We start from the raw sequence: 20,685 nt of genomic DNA on the forward strand, positions 1-20,685 counted from the left end.
CACTCCGGCGCAGCGTCGTGGCGGCCGATGTAAAGTCCCGGGTAAGGTTTGGGGGCGATAATCGGCAAGATTCGAAAACGGTCTCGAGTGTAGACTTCAAGGTGCGCGTAGATGACATCGACCTATCTGAGCTACACGCTCGATACAAAGAACATGACGTCGACCCTTGCGCGCGTTGCCTCCCAGCCGACGACGAAGCGGGAAGTCGACTACTACAATGCCAATATCGGCAAGGTGAAAACCGTCGACGACCTGATGGACAACTACCAGCTCTACAGCTACGCGATGAAGTCGTACGGGCTGGAGGACTTCACCTACGCCAAGGCGTTCATGAAGCAGGTGCTGACCAGCGACCTCAGCGACAGCAGCAGCTTTGCCAATCGCCTGAACGACCCGAAATACAAGGCCATTGCGGCAGCATTCAATTTCGGCGCTTCTACCGCGACGACGGCGCAATCGAGCGACACCCTGACGACGATGTTCGGTTCGACGTCGACATCGACTTCGTCTGACACGACGGATGCGGCCATCGGCCTCTACCAGCAATCCTTCACCGACGAAGAAACGGCGGCAAAGACTGCCAGCGACGCCTATGACGCGGCCATCGGCTCGGTCAAGAATGTCGACGACTTCCTCAGCGATACCGATCTCAGGGACTATGTGCTGAAAGGCTACGGCATCGACCCGACCAATATTTCGAACAGCTTCCTGAAGTCGATGCTGACCAGCGACGTGTCGGATCCGAACAGCTTCGTCAACGTCAACGGCAGCGCCGCCGACAAGGCGATGGCGGCGCAGTTCAGCTTCAATGCCGACGGATCGATCGCCACCACCACGCCGGATGCGGACAAGAGCTACTACGAGGCCAATATCGGCACGGTTACATCGGTGGACCAGCTGGTGTCCGATCCACGGCTGTTCGATTACGTGAAGACGGCCTACGGCATCGATCCGTCGCTCACGGGTGCGAAGTTCGTGGCCTCCGTGAAGGACCCCGGAACCGCTTCGGATAACGGCCTGACGAGCGTGCTGACCGAGTTCAATTTCGGCAGCGACGGCACTGTCGCAACGGGCGCGTCTGCCCAGACCGCCGACCAGATCAGCACCACATCGACAAACTACGCCGCCAACTATACCAGCCAGATACAGACGTTCAGCCAGAAGGCTGCCGTCATGGAGGCCTACAACACCACCGTCCCGTCATTCGTCACCTCCGTCGCCGCAGCTGACGATGCTGCCTACTACAAGGCGCATATCGGCTCGGTGACGTCGGTCGAGGACCTGACCTCGGATACGCGCCTGTTCGACTACGTCAAGATCGCCTACAACCTGCAGTCGCTGGATGCGCAGGCGTCGGACAACACGCTCAAATACGATCTCGAGACGTCGGTGGAAGACCCCACCTACGCCAAGCTCGTCGGCTTTTCGGGCGTGGTCGCCCAGTTCAACTTCCAGTCCGACGGGACGGTGGCCTCCGGCACCGTGGCGCAAACCTCCACGCAGCTGGCTGCAGCGACCACGGCATTTTCAGCCAACTACCAGTCGGAGCAGACCACGGCGGAGGCGGATGCCGTGGCGAACTACGAGACCCGCATCGCCAAGGTCAAGAATATCAACGAGTTCTTTGCCAGCAATGCGACGGCTGACTCCAGCACAACCAACGATAATCTGCCGGAACTCTACCAGATGGCGCTGCGCTCCTACGGGATCGGCGAAAACGAGATTTCCAAGGCGCAGATGAAGAAGATCATGGAGAGCGATCCCTATGATCCGAAAAGCTATGTCAACACGCTGAAGGACGATCGCTTCGTCAAGCTCGCCAAGGCTTTCAATTTCGACAGCGCCGGCACGATCAAGCCGCAGGTGACGGCGCTCTCGACGACTCAAGTCAACAGCTACATCTCTGAATATTCAACCGAGACGCGACGCGGATTGACGGGTTCGGCACTGACGGCGGCAACGGCCACCGTCAAGAAGGATGCCACCTACTTTACCACCAACATCGCCAAGGTGACGAGCGTTTCAGACCTTCTGGCCGACCCGAAGCTTACCGACTTCATCCTCAAGGCCAGCGGTATCGATCCCAAGAAGGTGACAACAGACACACTGAAAAAGGCCTTTGCGTCGGACCCCGACAATTCGAAAAGCTTCCTCAACACCACCGCCGGTGCCCAGTTCAAGGACATTGTCGAAGCTTTCAACTTCGGCACCAACGGCACCATGGTCGATACCAAGCTCGGCAGCGCCCAGAACAAGGGCGCACTCGACGCCACCAACGAACTCTACCTGCACCAGACCCTCGAATCGCAGGAAGGCGACAACAACCCCGGCACGCGCCTTGCCCTCTATTTCCAGCGCCAGGCACCGAATATCAATTCCGTCTACGACATCATGTCCGACACGGCGCTCTATTCGGTCATCACCACCACTTTCAGCCTGCCGAGCGCGATTTCGTCGATGAACGTCGACGACCAGGCGACGCTGCTGAAGAAATTCGTCAACGTTGACGATCTTCGCGATCCAACGAAACTGAACAAGCTGCTGGAGCGCTTCTCGGTCGAATACGATCTGCAGAACAATACCGGCAGCACCTCCTCGTCGGCCCTGTCGATCCTCCAGGGGTCTTCGAAGTCTATCGGCATCAGCGCCGATACGCTGCTCTCCATCGCCCAGCTTTCGACTTCCTGATCGCAACGGAACGCCCGCGCCGACCGTGCATGCCGCAGTCGTCAGGACCTGCCTTGGCGTCGATGGCGGCTAAAATATTTATCTGTGCCAGCCAGCCAAAAAGCCCGCAAAACATGAGTTTTTGCATCCAGCCCTTCAAACTGCCACCAATTCGGAAGGAACTTATTAACCGTCCCTGGCCTATTCGATTGGGGTAGCTATCGGCCAATCAATGACTGGATTGCAGGTCTTATGCGTTTTTCCAAAACCAACTTTTCCAACGGCGAAACGGATTTCCAGCGGGACGTCCATGCCGACGCCGAACGTGCCGAAGCGGAACTGCGGGAAGCCCAGCAGATCGCCGAGCGCCGGGCCTACCTGGAGCAGAAGCTGATCCAGGCGCGCGAAGCCAAGCGCCGATCCGAAATCGCCCACCAGCAGCGCGCCGACCAGCTGAAGGCGGCGCAATTGCGCCAGCCACAGGTAACGCCGGTCGCTGCTCCGGAAGCAGGCCTTTCCCCGACCGGTCGCACCAATATGCCGCTGGTGCCACCCCTGGTGCCAGCCGATGCCGTACAGGATTGGCAGACTGCCTTTTCGCTGGCACCGAATGTCCGTTTCACGCGGACACCCGAAAGTCTGATCAGCCGCAAGAAATCGCCGGACTCGGACGTTAACGAGACGGAGCAGACCATCCAACAGACCGCAGTCAAACAAGCCATCATCAGCCCCGAGGCACCAGCAACGTCGCAACCTGCCGAGGCTGCACGCACGAGCGTGGAAACACCGCGCCAGATCGAGACGCCGCGCCCTGCTACGCCGATGCCATGGAACAACAGGCTCGTCGAGGATATCTTCACGCCGGCATCCACGCCTGTTCCACCGCTGACCGCCTGGCAGCGCCAGCCCGTCGCCGTCGTGCCGCAGGCGCAGCTGGCCTCGCATCTGGCCAACCTGTCGGACTTTGCCTTCTGGGACGTCATGCCTTTCGACGGCGAACTCGCTCCCCCGGTAGCAGCAACGGCACCGGCATTCGTTGCGCCTCCGATGTCCGCTCCACCGATCGAGACGACGCAACAATCGGCGACATCGCTCTACCGCATCATCGACTGGCAGCCCTCCGGCCGCGCAGCCACACCGGCGCCGGTCGTGCCAGTGCCGGAGGCTGCAGTCGTCCAGCCGAACGAAGTCGCCGAGCCTATCGTCCTGACACCGCTGGCGCCGGCAACCGTTGCCGCACCTCCGGTCGTCGCTGCCGTCGTTCTGCCCAAGCCAGCCACAGTTGCAGCCCCGGCAAAGCAGGCCCCGGCCGCGCAGGTCGTTGCTCCCGCCCCGAAGGCTGGCGTTGTCGATGCTGCACCGAGCCGCCGCATCCCGGTCGCGACCCGCAGCGACCGCCCGGTCAGCCCCGCGCCGATGGAATGGCGCCCGGTCTCTGTTGCCAGTGACGGCGAATACGAGCTGCCGCCGCGCGAACTGCTGCAGGAGCCGCCGGAACGGGTCGGCGTCATCATGACCCAGGAAGCCCTGGAGCAGAATGCCGGCCTTCTCGAAAACGTGCTGGAAGACTTCGGCGTCAAGGGCGAGATCATCCATGTTCGCCCCGGTCCGGTCGTCACCCTCTATGAATTCGAGCCGGCCCCCGGCGTCAAATCCTCGCGCGTCATCGGCCTTGCCGACGATATCGCCCGCTCGATGTCGGCGCTGTCTGCCCGTGTCGCCGTCGTGCCCGGTCGCAACGTCATCGGCATCGAACTGCCGAATGCAACGCGCGAAACCGTCTACTTCCGGGAGATGATCGAATCGGAAGATTTTGCCCAGAGCAGCTTCAAGCTGGCGCTCGGCCTCGGCAAGACCATCGGCGGCGAACCCGTTATCGCCGAACTTGCGAAGATGCCGCATCTGCTCGTCGCCGGCACCACCGGCTCCGGCAAATCAGTTGCCATCAACACGATGATCCTGTCGCTGCTCTACCGCATGACGCCGGAAGAATGCCGCCTGATCATGGTCGACCCGAAGATGCTCGAACTCTCCGTCTATGACGGCATCCCGCATCTGCTGACGCCTGTCGTTACCGATCCGAAGAAGGCCGTGCTGGCGCTGAAATGGGCCGTGCGCGAGATGGAGGATCGCTATCGCAAGATGTCGCGCCTCGGCGTCCGCAACATCGACGGCTACAATGCCCGCGTGGCCATTGCCCGCGAAAAGGACGAGACGATCCTCGTCACCGTCCAGACCGGTTTCGACCGCACCACGGGCGCACCGACGGAAGAGAGCCAGGAACTCGATCTGGCCCGAATGCCCTACATCGTCGTTATCGTCGACGAGATGGCCGACCTGATGATGGTCGCCGGCAAGGAAATCGAAGGCGCCATCCAGCGTCTGGCGCAGATGGCCCGTGCCGCAGGCATCCACCTGATCATGGCAACCCAGCGCCCGTCGGTCGACGTCATCACCGGCACGATCAAGGCCAACTTCCCGACCCGCATCTCCTTCCAGGTCACCTCGAAGATCGACAGCCGCACGATCCTCGGCGAGCAGGGTGCCGAGCAGCTGCTTGGCCAGGGCGACATGCTGCATATGCAGGGTGGCGGCCGCATCTCGCGCGTCCACGGTCCCTTCGTATCCGACGAGGAAGTCGAGAAGGTCGTGGCCCACCTGAAGATGCAGGGCCGTCCGGAATACCTGGATACCGTCACTGCCGGTGAAGAGGACGAGGAAGAGGAAGAAGACGGCGGCGCCGTGTTCGACAAGAGCGCCATGGGTTCCGAGGATAGCGACGACACCTACGAGCAGGCGATCAAGGTCGTCATGCGCGACAAGAAGTGCTCGACCTCCTACATCCAGCGTCGCCTCGGCATCGGCTACAACCGCGCCGCCTCGCTCGTCGAGCGCATGGAAAAGGAAGGCCTCGTCGGCCCCGCCAACCACGTCGGCAAGCGCGAGATCATCTCCGGCAACCGCAACGCCACGCCGATGCCGCCGCAAGACGACATGGATTGAGCAACAGGCGGCGGCGCGTCTGCGTCGCCGGCCGCTAGACCACCACGACCTTGCCGGGGTTCATGATCCCGGCAGGGTCGAAGCTTTTCTTGATCCGGCGCATCAGTTCCATTTCGATCTCCGGCCGGATCGATGCCAACTCGTCCCGCTTCAGCTGGCCGATGCCGTGCTCCGCCGAGATGGAGCCCTCGTGCTTCATCACCAGCCCGTGGACGATCCGGTTCATCTCCCGCCAGCGACCGATGAATTCCGCCTTGTCGGCCCCGACAGGCTGCGAGATGTTGTAGTGGATATTGCCGTCGCCCATGTGGCCGAAAGCGCAGATGCGGGCGCCCGGCATGGCCGCCATGACAGCTTGCTCCGCCTCGTGCATGAATGCAGGGATCTGCGACACCGGCACCGACACGTCGTGCTTGATCGAGCCGCCCTCGGGCTTCTGGGCGCCGGACATGCTTTCGCGCATGTGCCACAAGGCCTTCTGCTGCGCCTGAGAGCTGGCGATCGTCGCATCCTGCACCAGCCCGGCCTCGAAACCCTGTTCCAGCAGCGCCGACATCATCCGCTCGGCGGTTTCGGCTGAATCCGAGGTGGAGATGTCGATCAGCACATACCACGGGTGGACGGTCTCCAGCGGATCGCGCACGCCGTCGATATGGCGGACGGTGAACTCGACGCCAATGCGCGGCATCAGCTCGAAGCCGGTCAGCGCCGGACCGCAAAGACCGGATGCATTCCTGAACAGCGACAGCGCATCCTCGACCGACCGGATGCCGGCAAAGGCGACCTGATGCCCCAGCGGCTGCGGAAAAAGTTTCAGGACCGCGCCGGTGATGATGCCGAGCGTGCCCTCGGCGCCGATGAACAGGTCACGCAGGTCATAGCCGGTATTATCCTTTTTCAGCCGCCGCAGCCCGTTCCAGATCTCGCCGGTCGGCAGCACGACTTCGAGGCCGAGGCAGAGCTGGCGCATGTTGCCATAGGCAAGCACGGCCGTGCCTCCGGCATTGGTGGCGAGATTGCCGCCGATCCGGCATGATCCTTCCGAACCGAGCGACAGCGGAAACAGACGGCCGCAATCCTCTGCTGCCTTCTGCACGTCGGCAAGGATGCAGCCGCCATCGACCACCATGATCCCGGCAACCGGATCGACCTCGCGAATGCGGTTCATCCGTTCCAGCGAGACGATCACATCGGCGCCGTTGTCGCGCGGCGTCTGGCCGCCGACGAGGCCGGTATTGCCCGTCTGCGGTACGATCGCCGTTCCCGTTTCGGAGGCAAGCTTCAGAATGGCCGAGACCTCCTCGACCGAACCGGGCTTCAGCACCAGCGGCGAGGCGCCATGATAGAGCCCGCGATTTTCGACGAGGCGAGGGGCGATGTCGGCCGCCTCGCGCAAGACATGGGCAGCGCCGACGATGGCAGCAAAGCGGTCGAGCAGGGCGGGAGAGGGGGTGGCCATGCGTGCTGGTCCTTGTCTTACTCGGAAACTCTGGTCTAGTCGCGGGGTGCCGCGGCGCGGCGCAGCCGGTCGTTGATCGCTTCGCCGAGACCGTCTTCCGGGATGGTGGTGAAAGCCATCCCGATAACGCCCGTGGCGTCGGCACGTTTCATGAAGTCGAAAAGGTTGGCTGCAGCTTCGGTGAGATCGCCGGAGGGGCTGAGGTTGAAAATGACGGACGCTTCCTCCTCGCCAGCCACCGGCTTGCTTCCGAAGCGGATCAGCGCCTCGCCGGCGGTGACCTCGGTGGCGTCCAGTCTGACCATTGCGTGCGGGGCGTAGTGGGAGGCCATCATGCCGGGGGCCTCTATCGCCGGGCTAGCGCCTTCCTTGCGCGTCAGTGGAATGCCGGCCACGCGCTCGATGTCTTCCGCCGTCAGCCCGCCCGGACGCAGCAGCCGCATCCCGCCGCCGCTATCGATCTTGACGATCGTCGATTCGACACCGACGTCGCAGGCGCCGCCATCGAGAATGAGCTCGATCTTGCTGCCGAGATCGGACTCGACATGGGCAGCGCTGGTGGCGCTGATCCGGCCGGATGTGTTGGCACTCGGGGCCGCCAGAGGTCGGTCGAAGGCGCGGATAAGGTCGGCGGCGAAGCCATCGGGAACCCGGATGCCGACACTGTCGAGGCCCGCGGTCGCCAGCGCATGGATGTTGCTTTCCGGTTTCAACGGCAGCACCAGCGTCAGCGGCCCCGGCCAGAAGGCTTCGGCCAGCTTGCGCGAGATCGGGTCGAACACCGCGTGCCTCTCCGCCATGGCAAGATCGCTCATGTGGCAGATCAGCGGGTTGAAGCTCGGCCGGCCTTTGGTCTCGTAGATACGGGTGATCGCCACCGGATTGGTCGCATCGGCGGCAAGCCCATAGACGGTCTCGGTCGGCAACGCGACCGGAAACCCGTCGGCGAGCAAGGCCGACGCCCGAAAAATCGCGCCGTCCCTGTCGTGGAAGATGTCGATAATCTCTGCCATGCCCGACCCGTTTCCTGATCGATCTGTCCTTAGGCCTTTCCGGTGGTGGAGGGCAAGTGCCACGAGGTCGCCGGGTCGTTCGAACCGCGACGATCGCTCTAATTCAGGAACCCTCGCCAACCGCCATCAAGCAAATTTGATAAGGCGAAGCCCAATGCCGCCTTGCTGGTCGCAGCAATGATCCCAGCATGGATTTCACCAGATGCTTGATCCACGCTGCCTCAGAGGAACAATCACAATGAACCGGCATACAGGCGATTTCGTCGTAACGGGCAATGCCGTCATCCGTAATGAGATCAGCGGCGTCACCTACGTGAAGCCGGGCGCCAACCTGGTTTCACGCGGCAGGCTATCGGGCGGACTGATCATCGAAGCCGGCGGAAACGCCGTCATTTCCGGCGAGGTGGGTCGCAATCTGCTGAATGAGGGAAATCTGGTTCTCAAAGGCCATGTCGCCGGAAAGCTCATCGGGCAACGGCGCTGTTGTGATGCAATCCGGCGCCACCGTAGCCGGCAACGATCTTCCTCCTGAAATGTCACCCAAAGTTCATCGGCGTAATCGAGGGCGACAGGCTAGGCTCACCTGCTTGAAGCAAAGGCATCAAGCGCGAGCCGCATTTCCTTTCTCGACATCGGGCCGCCGTGGCCTTCCTGTTCGATAATGAGCAATCTGCTGTTTGGCCAAGCTTGATGCAGCCGCCATGCCGTTACGAGCGGTCCGCTGAAGTCTCGGCGACCGTGGATCAGAACGGCGGGGATATGCTGGATCGAGCCCATCCTTTCAAGAATAGTATCGCCGCCCCGCAGGAAGCCGTCATTGGCCCAGTAATGGGTGACCAGAGTTGCAAAGTTTGCTGCACGTATTTCGTCGAAACGCCGGGGATGCGGTGCCCAGTTCGGATCGAGGGAGACATGCGTGGACTCCCAGTCGTTCCAGCAACGAGCGGCGGCCCTGCGATCGTCCGCGTCCGATGAAGCAAGCCTGCGTGCGTAGGCGTCGACGGGTCGCTCGGTTCCGGTGCGCCCGGAGGCTCGTTCGAACTGATCCCAGGCTTCCGGGAACAGGCACCCGACACCTTCGGTAATCCAGTCGACTTCTGCGCGGCTCGTCGTCGTGACTGCCATGAGAACAAGCTCGGAAACCCGGTCCGGATGCGACTGCGCATAGGCCAGAGCCAAAGTCGAACCCCAGGAGATCCCCGCGACCAGCCAGCGTTCCACTGCAAGATGGTGCCGCACCGCCTCGATGTCTCTTATCAAGGCCTGTGTGGTGTTTCCGGAGAGTTCGTTCAGATCGTCGATCGCCAGCGGTCGGCTACGCCCGCATCCTCTTTGGTCGATACCGATAAGGCAGTATCCTGCGGGATCGAAGAGCTCCCGGTAGCTCCCCGAGCCGAGGCCGCTGCCCGGTCCGCCGTGCAGGTAGAGGGCGCACTTTCCGTCGGGGTTTCCCGATTTCTCCCAGTAAATCTCGGTCTTGTCGTCAACCTTCAGCAGGCCGTGAGCCAGCAGGTTATCTCTCGGGTCGCTCATGAGGTTGTAGTCCGGGGTCTTGAAGAGGCTTTCCGAGTTCGACGCGGCCGGGGCGGCGCGGTCGCTCACCCAATGCACCTACGCTCAAAGCTGGCGGATGATGTCGCGGAGTTGTTCGTTGCGGGCGCCAAGCAGCAAGACGTTGCGGATTGCCGTTTGCGGATCGACGGTGCGAAACAGTACGCCGTTGCCGCGCACGGCGCGGTTGATGCCAAGAGCCTTGTCATCGTTGCTCTGAATCTGCTCGACGGCGACCGCGAAGTACATGCGTGGATGCCGCTGGTCGATCTTGACGAAGCTGGACTCGCTGTCGTCGATCTCGGCGTAGAAATTGGCGATGTAAAAGGCCCAGCTGACATTCTTGTACTCGGCGAACTGCGTTCGTGACGCCGTCACGTGGCAGTAGCCGAGGTGCGGCCTCTCGGCGAGTGTCCGGTGAAAGACTAGTTTTGGAAATTGGATCGCCCTGTGAAAGCCGTTCAGCCGCTCGTGCGTCTTTTCGCCGGCGGCCTGCAGAAGGAGTGCGGTGCGCTCGGCGACGGCATCGTAGCTGAGATAGCGCCGGTCTTTTTCCCGCCTGTCCTTTTCGCGCGTGATGCGGCCGGTCCGCAGGAACTCGCTGTGGATGGCAGCCGGGGCTGGCGGCTGGACTGCGGCTTCTGCCTTGGCATCGAAATATCTGAGCTTGGCCATGCTGCGCGCTCGCGGTTCAAAATCGTACCTACAGGCTACGCTGTCATCGTTAAGAACGCATGAAATCGCCTTTGCTACGATGCTCCACCCGCTATCTCAGGCTAAAACGTATTTGCGGCGTGCCAAGCGCATTTATGTCGCAAACAGGCATTTGCTACCAGGTCGGTTTGAATGCGGAAGCGGCGCGTCTCCGTCCTCTATTCTCCGTCGGTCGTAAACGCTTGTTCTGCAATGCATGCAGTCCCCACCGATGCGTATCTCGGGCGGCTTTTCCGCTGTCGTCAATTTCCGTGCTTATGTCGCATAGAAGCCACGTCGTAATCGGGCGCGATGTTTATATGGGGAAAGGTCGCAGGAGACCGTCCGCAAGAAGCGTTTTGCTGGCAGCGCGGTCGAAAACGGCAAGAGGTCGGGGTCGGTAAAACGCCTCTGGTCGCAAGTCCGGAAAGGCGGCATGATGTCTCGTCAGGCGAATCTCGTGCTGGCGCGGTGTTTGAGGCAATGCGTTTTGAAATGGGCCGCAGTCGGCGGTCGAAAGGTCACAGGGCAGGCCGATCTCGGCTCGCTCCTATCATTTTATCCCGCTGGTCGGCGATAGGCACGAGGACATCAGGATGGATATTCGCAACACGATGCTGCGGCAGCTGAAGAACCGCCGCGAGGGATTCAGCCTCGAGCAGCCCTTCTATATCGATCAGGATTATTTCAAGATCGATATGGAGATGATCTATTATCGCGACTGGCTGTTCATGGGTCATGATTGCGAGGTGCCGCGTGCCGGCAACTACATCACCGCCCAGGTCGGCGAATATCCTATCGTCATCGTCCGTGGCCGCGACAAGGTCATCCGCGCTTTCCACAACAGCTGCCGCCATCGCGGCTCGCGCGTCTGCTCATCGGATCGCGGCTCTGCAGCCAAGCTCGTCTGTCCCTACCATCAGTGGACCTATGACCTCGACGGTTCGCTGCAGTTCGCCCGCCAGATGGCCGACAGCTTCGACAAGAGCCAGTACGGCCTGAAGCCGATCCATTGCGAAAGCGTGGCCGGCTATATCTTCATCTCGCTGGCGCAAACAGCACCTGATTTCCAGCCCGTTCGCGACAGCATCGCCCCCTACATGATGCCGCACCGCCTGAGCGAATCCAAGATCGCCTTCCAGAGCACCATCATCGAGAAGGGCAACTGGAAGCTGGTCTGGGAAAACAACCGCGAGTGCTACCACTGCGCCGCCAACCACCCCGAGCTTTGCCGCACCTATCCGGAAGCTCCGACGGCAACCGGCGTTCAGGGCGCCGGCGACGATCCGGTCATCGCTGCCCACTGGGCGCATTGCGAGGCCGGCGGCCTGCCGAGCGAGTTCAAGATGGACCCGACCGGCCAGTTCCGTGTTGCCCGCATGCCGCTGATCGAGGGTGCCGAGAGCTACACCATGTCCGGCCAGCGCGCCGTCAAGAAGCCGCTTTCGGACGACGTCACCATGAGCAACATCGGCACGATGCTGCTGTTCCACTATCCGTCCACCTGGAACCACATGCTGGTGGACCATGCGATCTCCTTCCGCGTGCTGCCGCTCAACGCCGAGGAAACCGCCGTCACAACCAAGTGGCTGGTCCACAAGGATGCGGTCGAGGGCGTCGACTACAATCTCGAGGAACTGACCCACGTCTGGACCGAGACCAACGACCAGGACCGCCGCATCGTCGAGGAAAATGCTTTCGGCATTCACTCCCCTGCCTACGAGCCCGGTCCTTATTCGGAGCTGCACGAGGGCGGCGTGGCGCAGTTCGTCGAATGGTATGCTGATTTCATGACCAGCCGTCTGCAGGGCGAGCAAGCCAAGCTTTCGGTCGTGGCCTGAGCATGAGCGTAGCGGGAACAGCGCGTCACCTTCACCTCGACCAGATGCAGCCCTGGAGCGACAGGCAGCACCTGCTCGAATGCCTGTCTGTGACGCCGGAGGCGCCCGATGTGATGACCTTCACGTTCCGCTCCGACAAGGACAACTGGTTTCGCTATCTGCCGGGCCAGTTTGTCACGCTGGAACTGCCGGTCGGGCCGGAGCCGCTGATGCGGACCTATACACTGTCGTCCACCCCGACGCGGCCTTTCTCGGTCGCCGTCACTGTCAAGGCGCAGAAGGACAGCATCGGCACGCGCTGGATGTTCGACAACCTGAAGCCTGGCATGCGTATCCGCGCCTTCGGGCCGCTCGGCGATTTCACCCATATCCGCCATCCCGGCGAGAAGTACCTGTTCATCTCGGCCGGTTCCGGGATCACGCCGATGATGTCGATGACGCGCTACATGAGCGATGTCGCACCGCTTTCCGATATCTCTTTCATCAATTGTGCCCGTGGCCCATCGGAAATCGTCTTCCGCTCCGAGCTTGAATATCTCGCCCGCTTCATGCCCAACCTCAATCTCGGCTTCATCGTCGAGGAGCGCGGCCAGATGGAGCTGTGGTCCGGCCTGCGCGGCCGCATCGACAAGGCGAAGATCGCGCTGCTGGCCCATGATTTTCTCGACCGCACTGTGTTCTGCTGCGGCCCCGACATGTTCATGAATTTCGTCAGCTCCAGCCTCGAGGCTGCCGGCTTCGACATGAGCCGCTACCATCAGGAAAGCTTTCGCCCGGCCTCTGCCGACCTTGTGCCTGAACCCGCCGTCGGCCCGGAGGGCGAGGTCGCCACCTCGATCCGTTTCACCATGGCCGGCAAGGACGTTGTCTGCGCGCCCGGCCAGACCATCCTGCAAGCCGCCCGTGGTGCCGGCATCCGCATCGGCGCCGCCTGCGAATCCGGCCTCTGCGGCACCTGCAAGGTGATGAAGCTTTCCGGCGATGTCGAGATGAACCACAATGGCGGCATCCTCGACGACGAGATCGACGAGGGCTACATCCTCGCCTGCTGCTCGCGCCCGAAGACGGACGTCCAGATCGAAGCGTAAGCGCAGGGCTCGTCAGAAATCCTGGTAGTTGAGAGCCGTGACCTGTACTTTTGCTGCCGGGCCGGGTGCCGATGCCAGCATCGACGGCGTATCGATGCGTGGGGGCACGAGATCGCCCTGCGGCCATATCCTTGCCAGCTGGGTCTTCGTCATCGATGCCATGTTCACATCGATATCCGGCAAGGTTCCGGCCACGCGGTAGGGGCAGCGGCGCGACGAGCAATTGTCGGCGGAGGAGAACTGCCACATCGCATAGTCCGTCCAGTTGCCGAGCGGAAACGTGCCTTCGACGTCGGGCTTGTAGCGCGCATACCAGAGCGGCAGGCGCGACAGGATCTGGTAGTCGCTGCGGTGGTCGGCGATGAATCTTGCGACCACATCGTTGGCATAGAGGATCGGGTAGCGGCCGGTGCGCTCCTTGATATGGATCGCGAAGATCTGGGCGTCGGCCGGCGACATGAACTGTTGCGGATCTAGCCCGTCGATGTCGAGCACCATAAGCTCGTCCGCCTTAGGGTCGGCGTAATCGAGGAAATGGTTTGCCTGGTCGATGGGATTGCCGGGACGGCCGAGGTGGTAGGCGCCCCACAACATGCCGTTCGATTTGGCGATGAGCCGCCGGGTGCGAAAGAGCTCGCGGCTGACGGCATATTTGCGCCACATCGTCTTGCAGTGACCGACCGTATCGCCGGAATGGTCGCTCGTTTTGCAGGCGTAATCTTCCGGCAGACCGTCGGAGGCCTTCGAGACGAAGCCGCTGATGCGCGTATCCTGCAGCAGCGCATCCCAGTCGATGCTGTTCAGCTCGTAGGCGTCGATGATGAGCGCGTGTTCGGGATCGTTCCAGGGCTGGCGTTCGCCGGCCACCGCCAGCCTGTTTTGCGCCGGCAGCGCCAGGATCAGAAGAGAACCGATAATCAGGGTGAGAACTGTTCGCTTTCCCATGGTCTGTCGAGGGTAGGCGCATATGGTTAATGCGCCGTTAAGGGTTGCATGCTGCCCCGGCTGCGGGTGTGTCGGTGGGCTGAATTTGGAACTTTCCGCCCACAAGTTCGTTTTATCGACACCAGATTTACGGATTGGAGACGAAAATGTTAAAGATACGTACCAGAGCCGTCACGCTCGCTCTTGCAGCAGCAGTTGCTGTTACGAGTTTTACCCCGTCCTTCGCGCTGCCGATGCCATCCGTTTCGGCAGCCCCGCCAGCGGTCTCCGGCGCGGCGTCTTCTGATGTCCAACAGGTGCAGTACTGGCGCCATCGGGGCGGCGGCTATTATAGAGGCGGCTACGGTCGCGGTTACTACGGCGGCTATCGCGGATACCATGGATACCGCCACGGCTACCGTTACCACGATGGCTATTGGTTCCCTCTGGCAGCCTTCGGCGCCGGTGCGCTGATCGGCGGCGCTATCGCCAGCGAGCCACGCACCTACGCGCGCCCCGCAGCTGGCATCAATCCACGCCATTACGAGTGGTGCGCAAACCGCTATCGCTCGTATCGTGGTTACGACAACACCTTCCAGCCGAACCACGGCCCGCGCCAGCAGTGCCTGTCGCCCTTTTATTGATAACCAGGTGATCAGACTGCAAAGTGCCCGGTTAACAGCCGGGCATTTTTTATGCGCTACAGAATGCGCACCCGCCGCAGCAGCCACCAGGCGAGCAGGATGGACGCGCCGATGATCGCGACCGCATAGGCAGTCCCGTGCTCGCTGCCGGCAAAGGGCAGGGCGGTTGTGTTCATGCCGAAAAAGCCGGTTACCAGCGTTGGCGGCAAGAGGAAAGCCGTCATCAGCGACAGGATATAGAGATGCCGGTTCGTCTCGGAGGAAAGCTTGGAGTCGATTTCCTCGTGCAACAGCCGCGCTCGCTCCTGTAGGGCATAAACATCGTGGTCGACCGTCTCCAGCCGCGTCGTCAGCCGCCCCGCCACGTCGTCGAAACCATCGGGCATCTCGTCGTCGTCGGAAGCCGCTGCCCGGCGCATGAGAGACAGGATGGTGCGCAGGTGTCGATGGACGCGGACGATGGTGCGCCGTACCGGAGCCAGCCGCCGCCGCTCGTCGCGAAAAGTGGCATCGTAGACCACGTCCTCGATCTGGTTCATTTCCTCCGTGGTCTCGATGACCAGCGCGATCAGCGTCCGCTGGAACTCGACGACCAGCGCCTCGAAGATATCCAGCGGCCGATGAAAGCGCGCCGGGTTCTTTTCGATGGTGGCGCGCACCCGCTCGACGCTGCGCAAGGGCTGCAGGCGCGTGGTGATGATGAAGCGCTCGGAGATGGCAAAGTGCAGCCAGCCGATGTCGCGCGTATCCTGGTCGAAATCGAGCTGGAAATCCACCAGCGTGCCGAAGATCACCTTTTCGTCGACGGTGATGGTGGCATGCGTATCATGCGTCGTCAGGGCTTGGCGCATATCGTCGGTAAGGCCCGGGAAGTCTTCCAGGAAAGCAGCGACACGGGCATCGACGAGATTGAGATGCAGCCAGACGAAGCCCTCCAGCGACATCAGGGCAGAGCGTTCGATGGTATCGGGGAGGCGCTCGGATCGACCTCTATCGGGCGAAAGATGGTGTGCCCAGACAAAGCCCGGAATGGTCGGATTGAATATTGTCGTCATGCTGCATCGCCGTTTAAGGTAAACATGTGCATAGGCCCTGCTTGTGACAGCTTCTTAGCAGCTGCGCGACCCACCTGCAGGAAAAAACGCCGGCCGGAGGTGGTCGGCAGCATCGGCATGATCGGGAGGAGACCGAATGTACAAGGCGCCTGTCGCGGAAATCGCGTTCACGCTTCGCCACGTGGCGGGGCTGGACCAGACCATCGAGATTGGCTCGCTCGGTGATCTCACTGTCGATGTCGCCGACGCCATCCTTGAGGAGGCAGCCCGCTTCACCGACAACGAAATCGTACCGTTGGCAGCCATAGGCGACACCGAGGGCGCGCGACTGGTCGACGGCGCTGTCGTCCTCCCCGAACGCTGGCCGAAACTCTATCGCGACTGGTCGGCCGGCGGCTGGAACGGCCTGACGGCATCGCCGGAATTCGGCGGTCAGGGTCTGCCGCAAATGCTGAATGTCGCCACGCTGGAAATGTGGAACGGCGCATCGATGGCCTTCGGCCTGGCGCCGACGCTGACGATGGGCGCCATCGAGGCCCTGTCGGCCCATGGCAGTCCGGCGTTGAAGGATCGTTATCTCGCCCGCATGATCTCCGGCGAATGGACCGGCACCATGAACCTGACGGAGCCGCACGCCGGCTCCGACGTCGGGGCGCTGACCAGCCGTGCAGAACGCCACGAGGACGGCAGCTACCGCATTTTCGGCCAGAAGATCTACATCACCTGGGGCGATCACGACGCAGCCGACAACATCATCCATCTGGTACTCGGCCGGTTGCCCGATGCTCCCCCGGGCACGCGGGGCATATCGCTGTTCCTGGTGCCGAAGTTCCTCGTCGAGGCGGACGGGTCGCTCGGTGCCCGCAACGATCTCTTCTGCCACTCGCTCGAGCACAAGCTCGGCATCCATGGCTCACCGACCTGTACCATGATCTACGGCGATGGCAGGTTCGGCGAGACACCGGGCGCCATCGGCTGGCTGGTCGGCGAGGAAAACCGCGGCCTCGCCTGCATGTTCACGATGATGAACAACGCGCGGCTCGCCGTCGCCATTCAGGGCGTCGGTGTCTGCGAAGCCGCCACCCAAAAGGCCCTTGCTTATGCCCGCGAGCGCCGGCAAGGGCGGGCAGCGGGACATAAGGGTGGATCGATGAGCCCGATCGTCGAGCACCCCGATGTCGCCCGCATGCTGCTGACGATGAAGGCGCTGACAACAGGCGCACGCGCCATCACCTATGCCTGCGCCCACGCGATCGATCTTTCCCATGCAGGCATCGACACAAACCATTGGCAATCCCGTGCCGCGCTGCTCACCCCCATCGCCAAGGCCTTTGCCACCGATTGCGGCGTCGACGTCGCCTCGCTCGGCATCCAGGTGCATGGCGGCATGGGCTATATCGAGGAGACCGGTGCCGCGAGGCTTTGGCGCGACGCCCGAATTGCGCCGATCTATGAGGGCACCAACGGCATTCAGGCGATCGACCTCGTCACCCGCAAGCTGCCGCTGGACGGAGGCCATGCTGTGCGAGGGCTGATCGGCGAGTTGCAGGCGATTTGCGAGAGTGTCGCGGCGGCTGGATTGCCGGCCTTCGGGGCGACGGCGGACAGGTTGCGGATGGCGATGGCGGACCTCGATGCTGCAACGGATTGGCTGCTGGCAGCGCATGCCGGAGACCGTGTCGAGGAGGCGCTTGCCGGCGCGACACCCTATCTGCGGCTGTTCGGGCTGGTGCTGTCAGGCTGCTACCTCGCCAAGGGAGGCCTCGCGGTGACCGACGACGGGGAGGTCGGGGGACGCATCGCACTTTGCCGCTTTGCCGCAGAAAACCTGCTCCCTGAAACCGCAGCGCTGAAAGACCAGGTAATGCGCGGTGCTGACAGCCTCATTGCCGCGCGCGCCCTGCTGACATGACCTGCTGACATGAGGAGCCATTCATGACCGACCATATCCTGATCGAAACTCCGGAGGCCATGCCTCATGTCCGGGTGATCCGCTTCAACCGGCCGGAAAAGAAGAACGCCATCACCCGCGCCATGTATGCCGCAATGACCAAGGCCCTGCAGGCGGCGAGCGCGGAGGCAAGCGTTCGCGTCGTCGTCTTCCTCGGCCAACCCGGCTGCTTTTCGGCCGGCAACGACATGTCCGACTTCCTGGCCTTTGCCATGGGCGGAGCGATGGGTACGGAGGTGCTGGATTTCCTCAATGCGCTCGCCGGTTTCGACAAGCCGCTGGTCTCGGGCGTCGACGGCATGGCCATCGGCATTGGCACGACCATCCATATGCATTGCGACCTGACGCTGGCATCCGGCCGCAGCACATTCCGCACGCCCTTCGTCGATCTGGCGCTGGTGCCGGAGGCAGCCTCCAGCCTCATCGCGCCACGGCTGATGGGCTACCAGCACGCCTTCGCGCTGCTGGCCGCCGGAGAACCGCTGACGGCGGAGGAAGCCCGGCGCGACGGGCTGATCTGGAAGGTGACCACCGAGGAAGCTCTCGAGGAGGAGACGCTGGCGGTCGCCGCAAAATTGGCCGCCAAGCCGCCGGGCGCCCTGAAAATCGCCCGCGACCTGCTGCGCGGCCATCAGCAGGATATCAAGGCGCGGATCGCCGAGGAGGCCGGGCATTTCGAAGCGCAACTGCGCACCGCAGAAGCCCGCGCCGCGTTCGAAGGCTTCTTCAAACGCTGAATTCGGAAGAGGCCTCGCTTACTTCTCGAGCGAGACCACCACTTCGACGTGGGATGTCCAGAGGAACTGATCGATCGGCGTGACCTTGGTGATGCGATAGCCGGCCTCGACTAGGATGGCGAGGTCGCGCGCCAGGGTCAGCGGATTGCAGGAGACCGCGACGATCTTCTTGACCGCCGAACGCGCCAGTTCCTTGACCTGCGCTTCGGCGCCCGCGCGTGGCGGATCGAAGACGACGGCGTCGATATACTTGAACTCCGCCGTCATCAGCGGCCGGCGGAACAGGTCGCGCCGCTCCGTGCTGACCGGCTTCAGGCCCTGCGTCGTGCGAGCGGCAAGATCGAGAGCCGCCAGCGCCTTGCCGTCGGATTCGGCGGCATGGACGCGGCCGAGACGGGCAAGCCGCAGCGCGAAGGTGCCGGAGCCGGCGAACAGATCGACGATGCGCTTGGCCTTGCCGATATGGGCGACAACCAGATCGGCCATCACGTCTTCGGCTTGCTTGGTCGCCTGGGTAAAGGCACCGGGCGGTGGCGAGACCTGCACGCCGCTGAAATCGATCATCGGCTTGGTCTTCTCGAGGATGATTTCGTCGTTCAGCGAAATGCGGGCGATGCCGCGCAGCGACAGTATGGTTTCGATGGCGGCGCGACGCTGCTCGTCCGAGAGCGCCTTGATGCCGTCGACGGCGATGTCGAGGCCGGCCAGCGTTTCCAGCACGCTGATGCGGAAAGCTTCTGCATTGATCGACAACGCCTTTGCCACCATGCGGATCGCCGGCAGCTTGCCGACGATATCCGGTGACGAGATCGGACATTCCTCGATGGCGACGATGTGATGGCTGTCGGTCTGGTTGAAGCCGATCAGCACGTCCTTCTCGGTGCGGCGTGCGGCAAACACCACGCGCCGGCGCTGGCCCGGATGGGCCGCCACGAGGTCGTCGACGTCAGGCGTCAGGCCCTTCGACTTAAGCGCGTCGATCACCAGCTGCCGCTTGAATGCCCGATATGGTACATCGGCGTAATGCTGCAGCGTGCAGCCGCCGCAGGTGCCGTTGATGCCATCGGGACCGAAGTGCCGGCACGGCGGCTCCTGCCGGTCGGGCGATGCCTTGAGGACGGACATCAATGTGCCCTTGTCCTTGATCCGGGCAATCGCGACGCTCTCGCCGGGCAGGGTGAAGGGCACGAAGATCGGGCCGTTGGCATCATGGGCGATACCATCGCCCTGGCCGCCAAGCTTGTTGATGGTAACTGTTTCGGCGCTCATGGCTTGCGTCCCGCCAATAGGAATTCATGGTTTCCGTCGCCGCCGGCAATCGGCGAGGGGATAAGGCCAAGCGTTTCCCAGCCCATTTCGTCGACCAGCCAGCGCTCGAGGTCGGCAGCCACGTCGGGCGCCGTTTCCGGTAGTTTCAACAGGCCGGCCTTGCTGACGGCTTCGCGGCCGGCCTCGAACTGCGGCTTGACCAGCAGCACGCAGAAGGCGCCGGCTTCGGCAAGCTCGAGGGCCGGCACCAGCGCCAGCTTCAGCGAGATGAACGACACATCGGAGACGATGAAGGTGATGGCGCGGTTGTCGATATCGTCCGATGTCAGGTAGCGGGCGTTGAGGCCCTCGATGCTGGTGACACGCTCGTCGCCGGCGACGCGCGGATGGATCTGGCCATGGCCGACATCGATGGAGGTGACATGTGCGGCGCCGCGCTGCAGCAGTACTTCGGTAAAGCCGCCGGCGGATGCGCCGACGTCCAGACAGTCGTGACCGGCCGGATCGAGCTTGAAATGGTCGAGCGCCGCGACCAGCTTCAGCGCCGCGCGCGAAACGTAGTCCTGTGCGGGATCGTCGATTTCGAGCACGACATCGTCGGCAAAGGTCATGCTTGCCTTGGTGATGACCTTGCCGTCGACCTTGACGGTGCCACGCTGGATGGCGTCACGGGCGCGGGATCGGCTAGCCACGAGGCCTCGCGACAGGACAAGCTGATCGAGGCGGTACTGGGGAGGAAATTGTTCTGACATGGCCTGTCCATGACCGCCAATGCCATCAGTTGCAAGCT

Annotated in this window: 16 protein-coding genes; 8 read left to right on the forward strand and 8 right to left on the reverse strand. The window is 62.5% G+C overall.

All coding sequences use genetic code 11. The features are described 5' to 3' along the window. Window positions 1–111: 111 nt before the first annotated feature. A complete protein-coding gene (locus J5289_RS06215; RefSeq protein ID WP_209182977.1) occupies window positions 112–2,688 on the forward strand; it encodes a DUF1217 domain-containing protein in 2,577 nt (858 codons plus the stop codon). A gap of 516 nt (window positions 2,689–3,204) precedes the next feature. Then, the gene (locus J5289_RS06220; RefSeq protein WP_247749036.1) at window positions 3,205–5,670 is read left to right on the forward strand and encodes a DNA translocase FtsK; all 2,466 of its coding nucleotides are present in this window, start codon (window positions 3,205–3,207) and stop codon (window positions 5,668–5,670) included. Between the two features lie 34 nt (window positions 5,671–5,704). Here the strand turns inward: J5289_RS06220 and J5289_RS06225 are convergent, their stop codons facing one another. Both J5289_RS06225 and J5289_RS06230 read right to left on the reverse strand, forming a co-directional pair. After that, the gene (locus J5289_RS06225; protein WP_209182979.1) at window positions 5,705–7,129 is read right to left on the reverse strand and encodes an FAD-binding oxidoreductase; all 1,425 of its coding nucleotides are present in this window, start codon (window positions 7,127–7,129) and stop codon (window positions 5,705–5,707) included. Between the two features lie 35 nt (window positions 7,130–7,164). Next, a complete protein-coding gene (locus J5289_RS06230; RefSeq protein ID WP_209182980.1) occupies window positions 7,165–8,142 on the reverse strand; it encodes an L-threonylcarbamoyladenylate synthase in 978 nt (325 codons plus the stop codon). A 238-nt stretch (window positions 8,143–8,380) separates the two neighbouring features. Between J5289_RS06230 and J5289_RS06235 the strand changes: the two genes are divergently transcribed. Beyond that, window positions 8,381–8,674 carry a hypothetical protein gene (locus J5289_RS06235; protein ID WP_142824164.1) on the forward strand — a complete coding sequence of 98 codons (294 nt, stop codon included), beginning with the start codon at window positions 8,381–8,383 and terminating at the stop codon, window positions 8,672–8,674. Window positions 8,675–8,721: 47 nt separating this feature from the next. On the opposite strand, the gene pip is transcribed toward J5289_RS06235, so the two are convergent. Beyond that, the gene (pip, locus tag J5289_RS06240; protein ID WP_257623375.1) at window positions 8,722–9,744 is read right to left on the reverse strand and encodes a prolyl aminopeptidase; all 1,023 of its coding nucleotides are present in this window, start codon (window positions 9,742–9,744) and stop codon (window positions 8,722–8,724) included. Window positions 9,745–9,759: 15 nt separating this feature from the next. Continuing rightward, on the reverse strand, window positions 9,760–10,368 hold the full coding sequence (locus J5289_RS06245) for a DUF6656 family protein (RefSeq protein ID WP_209182981.1): 609 nt from the start codon (window positions 10,366–10,368) through the stop codon (window positions 9,760–9,762). 614 nt (window positions 10,369–10,982) lie between these two features. Between J5289_RS06245 and J5289_RS06250 the strand changes: the two genes are divergently transcribed. Beyond that, on the forward strand, window positions 10,983–12,227 hold the full coding sequence (locus J5289_RS06250) for an SRPBCC family protein (protein WP_142824166.1): 1,245 nt from the start codon (window positions 10,983–10,985) through the stop codon (window positions 12,225–12,227). Window positions 12,228–12,229: 2 nt separating this feature from the next. Further along, window positions 12,230–13,315 (forward strand): hybrid-cluster NAD(P)-dependent oxidoreductase, encoded by a 1,086-nt coding sequence (locus J5289_RS06255; RefSeq protein WP_209206711.1) that lies wholly within the window; start codon window positions 12,230–12,232, stop codon window positions 13,313–13,315. Between the two features lie 12 nt (window positions 13,316–13,327). Here J5289_RS06255 and J5289_RS06260 read toward each other — a convergent pair whose 3' ends face one another. Continuing rightward, window positions 13,328–14,260: a glycoside hydrolase family 25 protein gene (locus tag J5289_RS06260; protein ID WP_209182983.1), complete on the reverse strand. Its 933-nt coding sequence runs from the start codon at window positions 14,258–14,260 to the stop codon at window positions 13,328–13,330. Between the two features lie 146 nt (window positions 14,261–14,406). Between J5289_RS06260 and J5289_RS06265 the strand changes: the two genes are divergently transcribed. Then, complete coding sequence (locus tag J5289_RS06265; protein ID WP_209182984.1) at window positions 14,407–14,883, forward strand: BA14K family protein; 477 nt, start codon at window positions 14,407–14,409, stop codon at window positions 14,881–14,883. Window positions 14,884–14,939: 56 nt separating this feature from the next. Here J5289_RS06265 and J5289_RS06270 read toward each other — a convergent pair whose 3' ends face one another. Beyond that, window positions 14,940–15,938, reverse strand: coding sequence for a transporter (locus J5289_RS06270; protein ID WP_209182985.1), 999 nt, complete (start codon window positions 15,936–15,938; stop codon window positions 14,940–14,942). 136 nt (window positions 15,939–16,074) lie between these two features. Between J5289_RS06270 and J5289_RS06275 the strand changes: the two genes are divergently transcribed. Further along, window positions 16,075–17,850: an acyl-CoA dehydrogenase gene (locus tag J5289_RS06275; protein ID WP_209206709.1), complete on the forward strand. Its 1,776-nt coding sequence runs from the start codon at window positions 16,075–16,077 to the stop codon at window positions 17,848–17,850. A gap of 23 nt (window positions 17,851–17,873) precedes the next feature. Further along, the gene (locus J5289_RS06280; RefSeq protein ID WP_209182987.1) at window positions 17,874–18,626 is read left to right on the forward strand and encodes a crotonase/enoyl-CoA hydratase family protein; all 753 of its coding nucleotides are present in this window, start codon (window positions 17,874–17,876) and stop codon (window positions 18,624–18,626) included. An 18-nt stretch (window positions 18,627–18,644) separates the two neighbouring features. Here the strand turns inward: J5289_RS06280 and J5289_RS06285 are convergent, their stop codons facing one another. Both J5289_RS06285 and J5289_RS06290 read right to left on the reverse strand, forming a co-directional pair. Beyond that, window positions 18,645–19,895, reverse strand: a complete 1,251-nt coding sequence (locus J5289_RS06285) for a class I SAM-dependent RNA methyltransferase (protein WP_209182988.1) — start codon at window positions 19,893–19,895, stop codon at window positions 18,645–18,647. Continuing rightward, window positions 19,892–20,647: a TlyA family RNA methyltransferase gene (locus J5289_RS06290; protein WP_142824174.1), complete on the reverse strand. Its 756-nt coding sequence runs from the start codon at window positions 20,645–20,647 to the stop codon at window positions 19,892–19,894. Before J5289_RS06290 ends, J5289_RS06285 begins: the two co-directional genes overlap by 4 nt. Between the last annotated feature and the right edge of the window lie 38 nt (window positions 20,648–20,685).

The sequence above is a fragment of the Rhizobium sp. B230/85 genome (assembly GCF_019355735.1).
Taxonomy (GTDB): Bacteria; Pseudomonadota; Alphaproteobacteria; order Rhizobiales; family Rhizobiaceae; genus Rhizobium; species Rhizobium rhododendri.

What these genes read in the sequence shown, in the direction of transcription:
- J5289_RS06230 (WP_209182980.1), bottom strand. Translation starts at nt 8,142, where the DNA reads ATGGCAGAGATTATCGACATCTTCCACGACAGGGACGGCGCGATTTTT.
- J5289_RS06250 (WP_142824166.1), top strand. Translation starts at nt 10,983, where the DNA reads ATGGATATTCGCAACACGATGCTGCGGCAGCTGAAGAACCGCCGCGAG.
- J5289_RS06285 (WP_209182988.1), bottom strand. Translation starts at nt 19,895, where the DNA reads ATGAGCGCCGAAACAGTTACCATCAACAAGCTTGGCGGCCAGGGCGAT.
- J5289_RS06235 (WP_142824164.1), top strand. Translation starts at nt 8,381, where the DNA reads ATGAACCGGCATACAGGCGATTTCGTCGTAACGGGCAATGCCGTCATC.
- J5289_RS06265 (WP_209182984.1), top strand. Translation starts at nt 14,407, where the DNA reads ATGTTAAAGATACGTACCAGAGCCGTCACGCTCGCTCTTGCAGCAGCA.
- J5289_RS06215 (WP_209182977.1), top strand. Translation starts at nt 112, where the DNA reads ATGACATCGACCTATCTGAGCTACACGCTCGATACAAAGAACATGACG.
- J5289_RS06280 (WP_209182987.1), top strand. Translation starts at nt 17,874, where the DNA reads ATGACCGACCATATCCTGATCGAAACTCCGGAGGCCATGCCTCATGTC.
- J5289_RS06275 (WP_209206709.1), top strand. Translation starts at nt 16,075, where the DNA reads ATGTACAAGGCGCCTGTCGCGGAAATCGCGTTCACGCTTCGCCACGTG.
- J5289_RS06255 (WP_209206711.1), top strand. Translation starts at nt 12,230, where the DNA reads ATGAGCGTAGCGGGAACAGCGCGTCACCTTCACCTCGACCAGATGCAG.
- J5289_RS06220 (WP_247749036.1), top strand. Translation starts at nt 3,205, where the DNA reads ATGCCGCTGGTGCCACCCCTGGTGCCAGCCGATGCCGTACAGGATTGG.
- J5289_RS06245 (WP_209182981.1), bottom strand. Translation starts at nt 10,368, where the DNA reads ATGGCCAAGCTCAGATATTTCGATGCCAAGGCAGAAGCCGCAGTCCAG.
- J5289_RS06270 (WP_209182985.1), bottom strand. Translation starts at nt 15,938, where the DNA reads ATGACGACAATATTCAATCCGACCATTCCGGGCTTTGTCTGGGCACAC.
- J5289_RS06260 (WP_209182983.1), bottom strand. Translation starts at nt 14,260, where the DNA reads ATGGGAAAGCGAACAGTTCTCACCCTGATTATCGGTTCTCTTCTGATC.
- J5289_RS06290 (WP_142824174.1), bottom strand. Translation starts at nt 20,647, where the DNA reads ATGTCAGAACAATTTCCTCCCCAGTACCGCCTCGATCAGCTTGTCCTG.
- J5289_RS06225 (WP_209182979.1), bottom strand. Translation starts at nt 7,129, where the DNA reads ATGGCCACCCCCTCTCCCGCCCTGCTCGACCGCTTTGCTGCCATCGTC.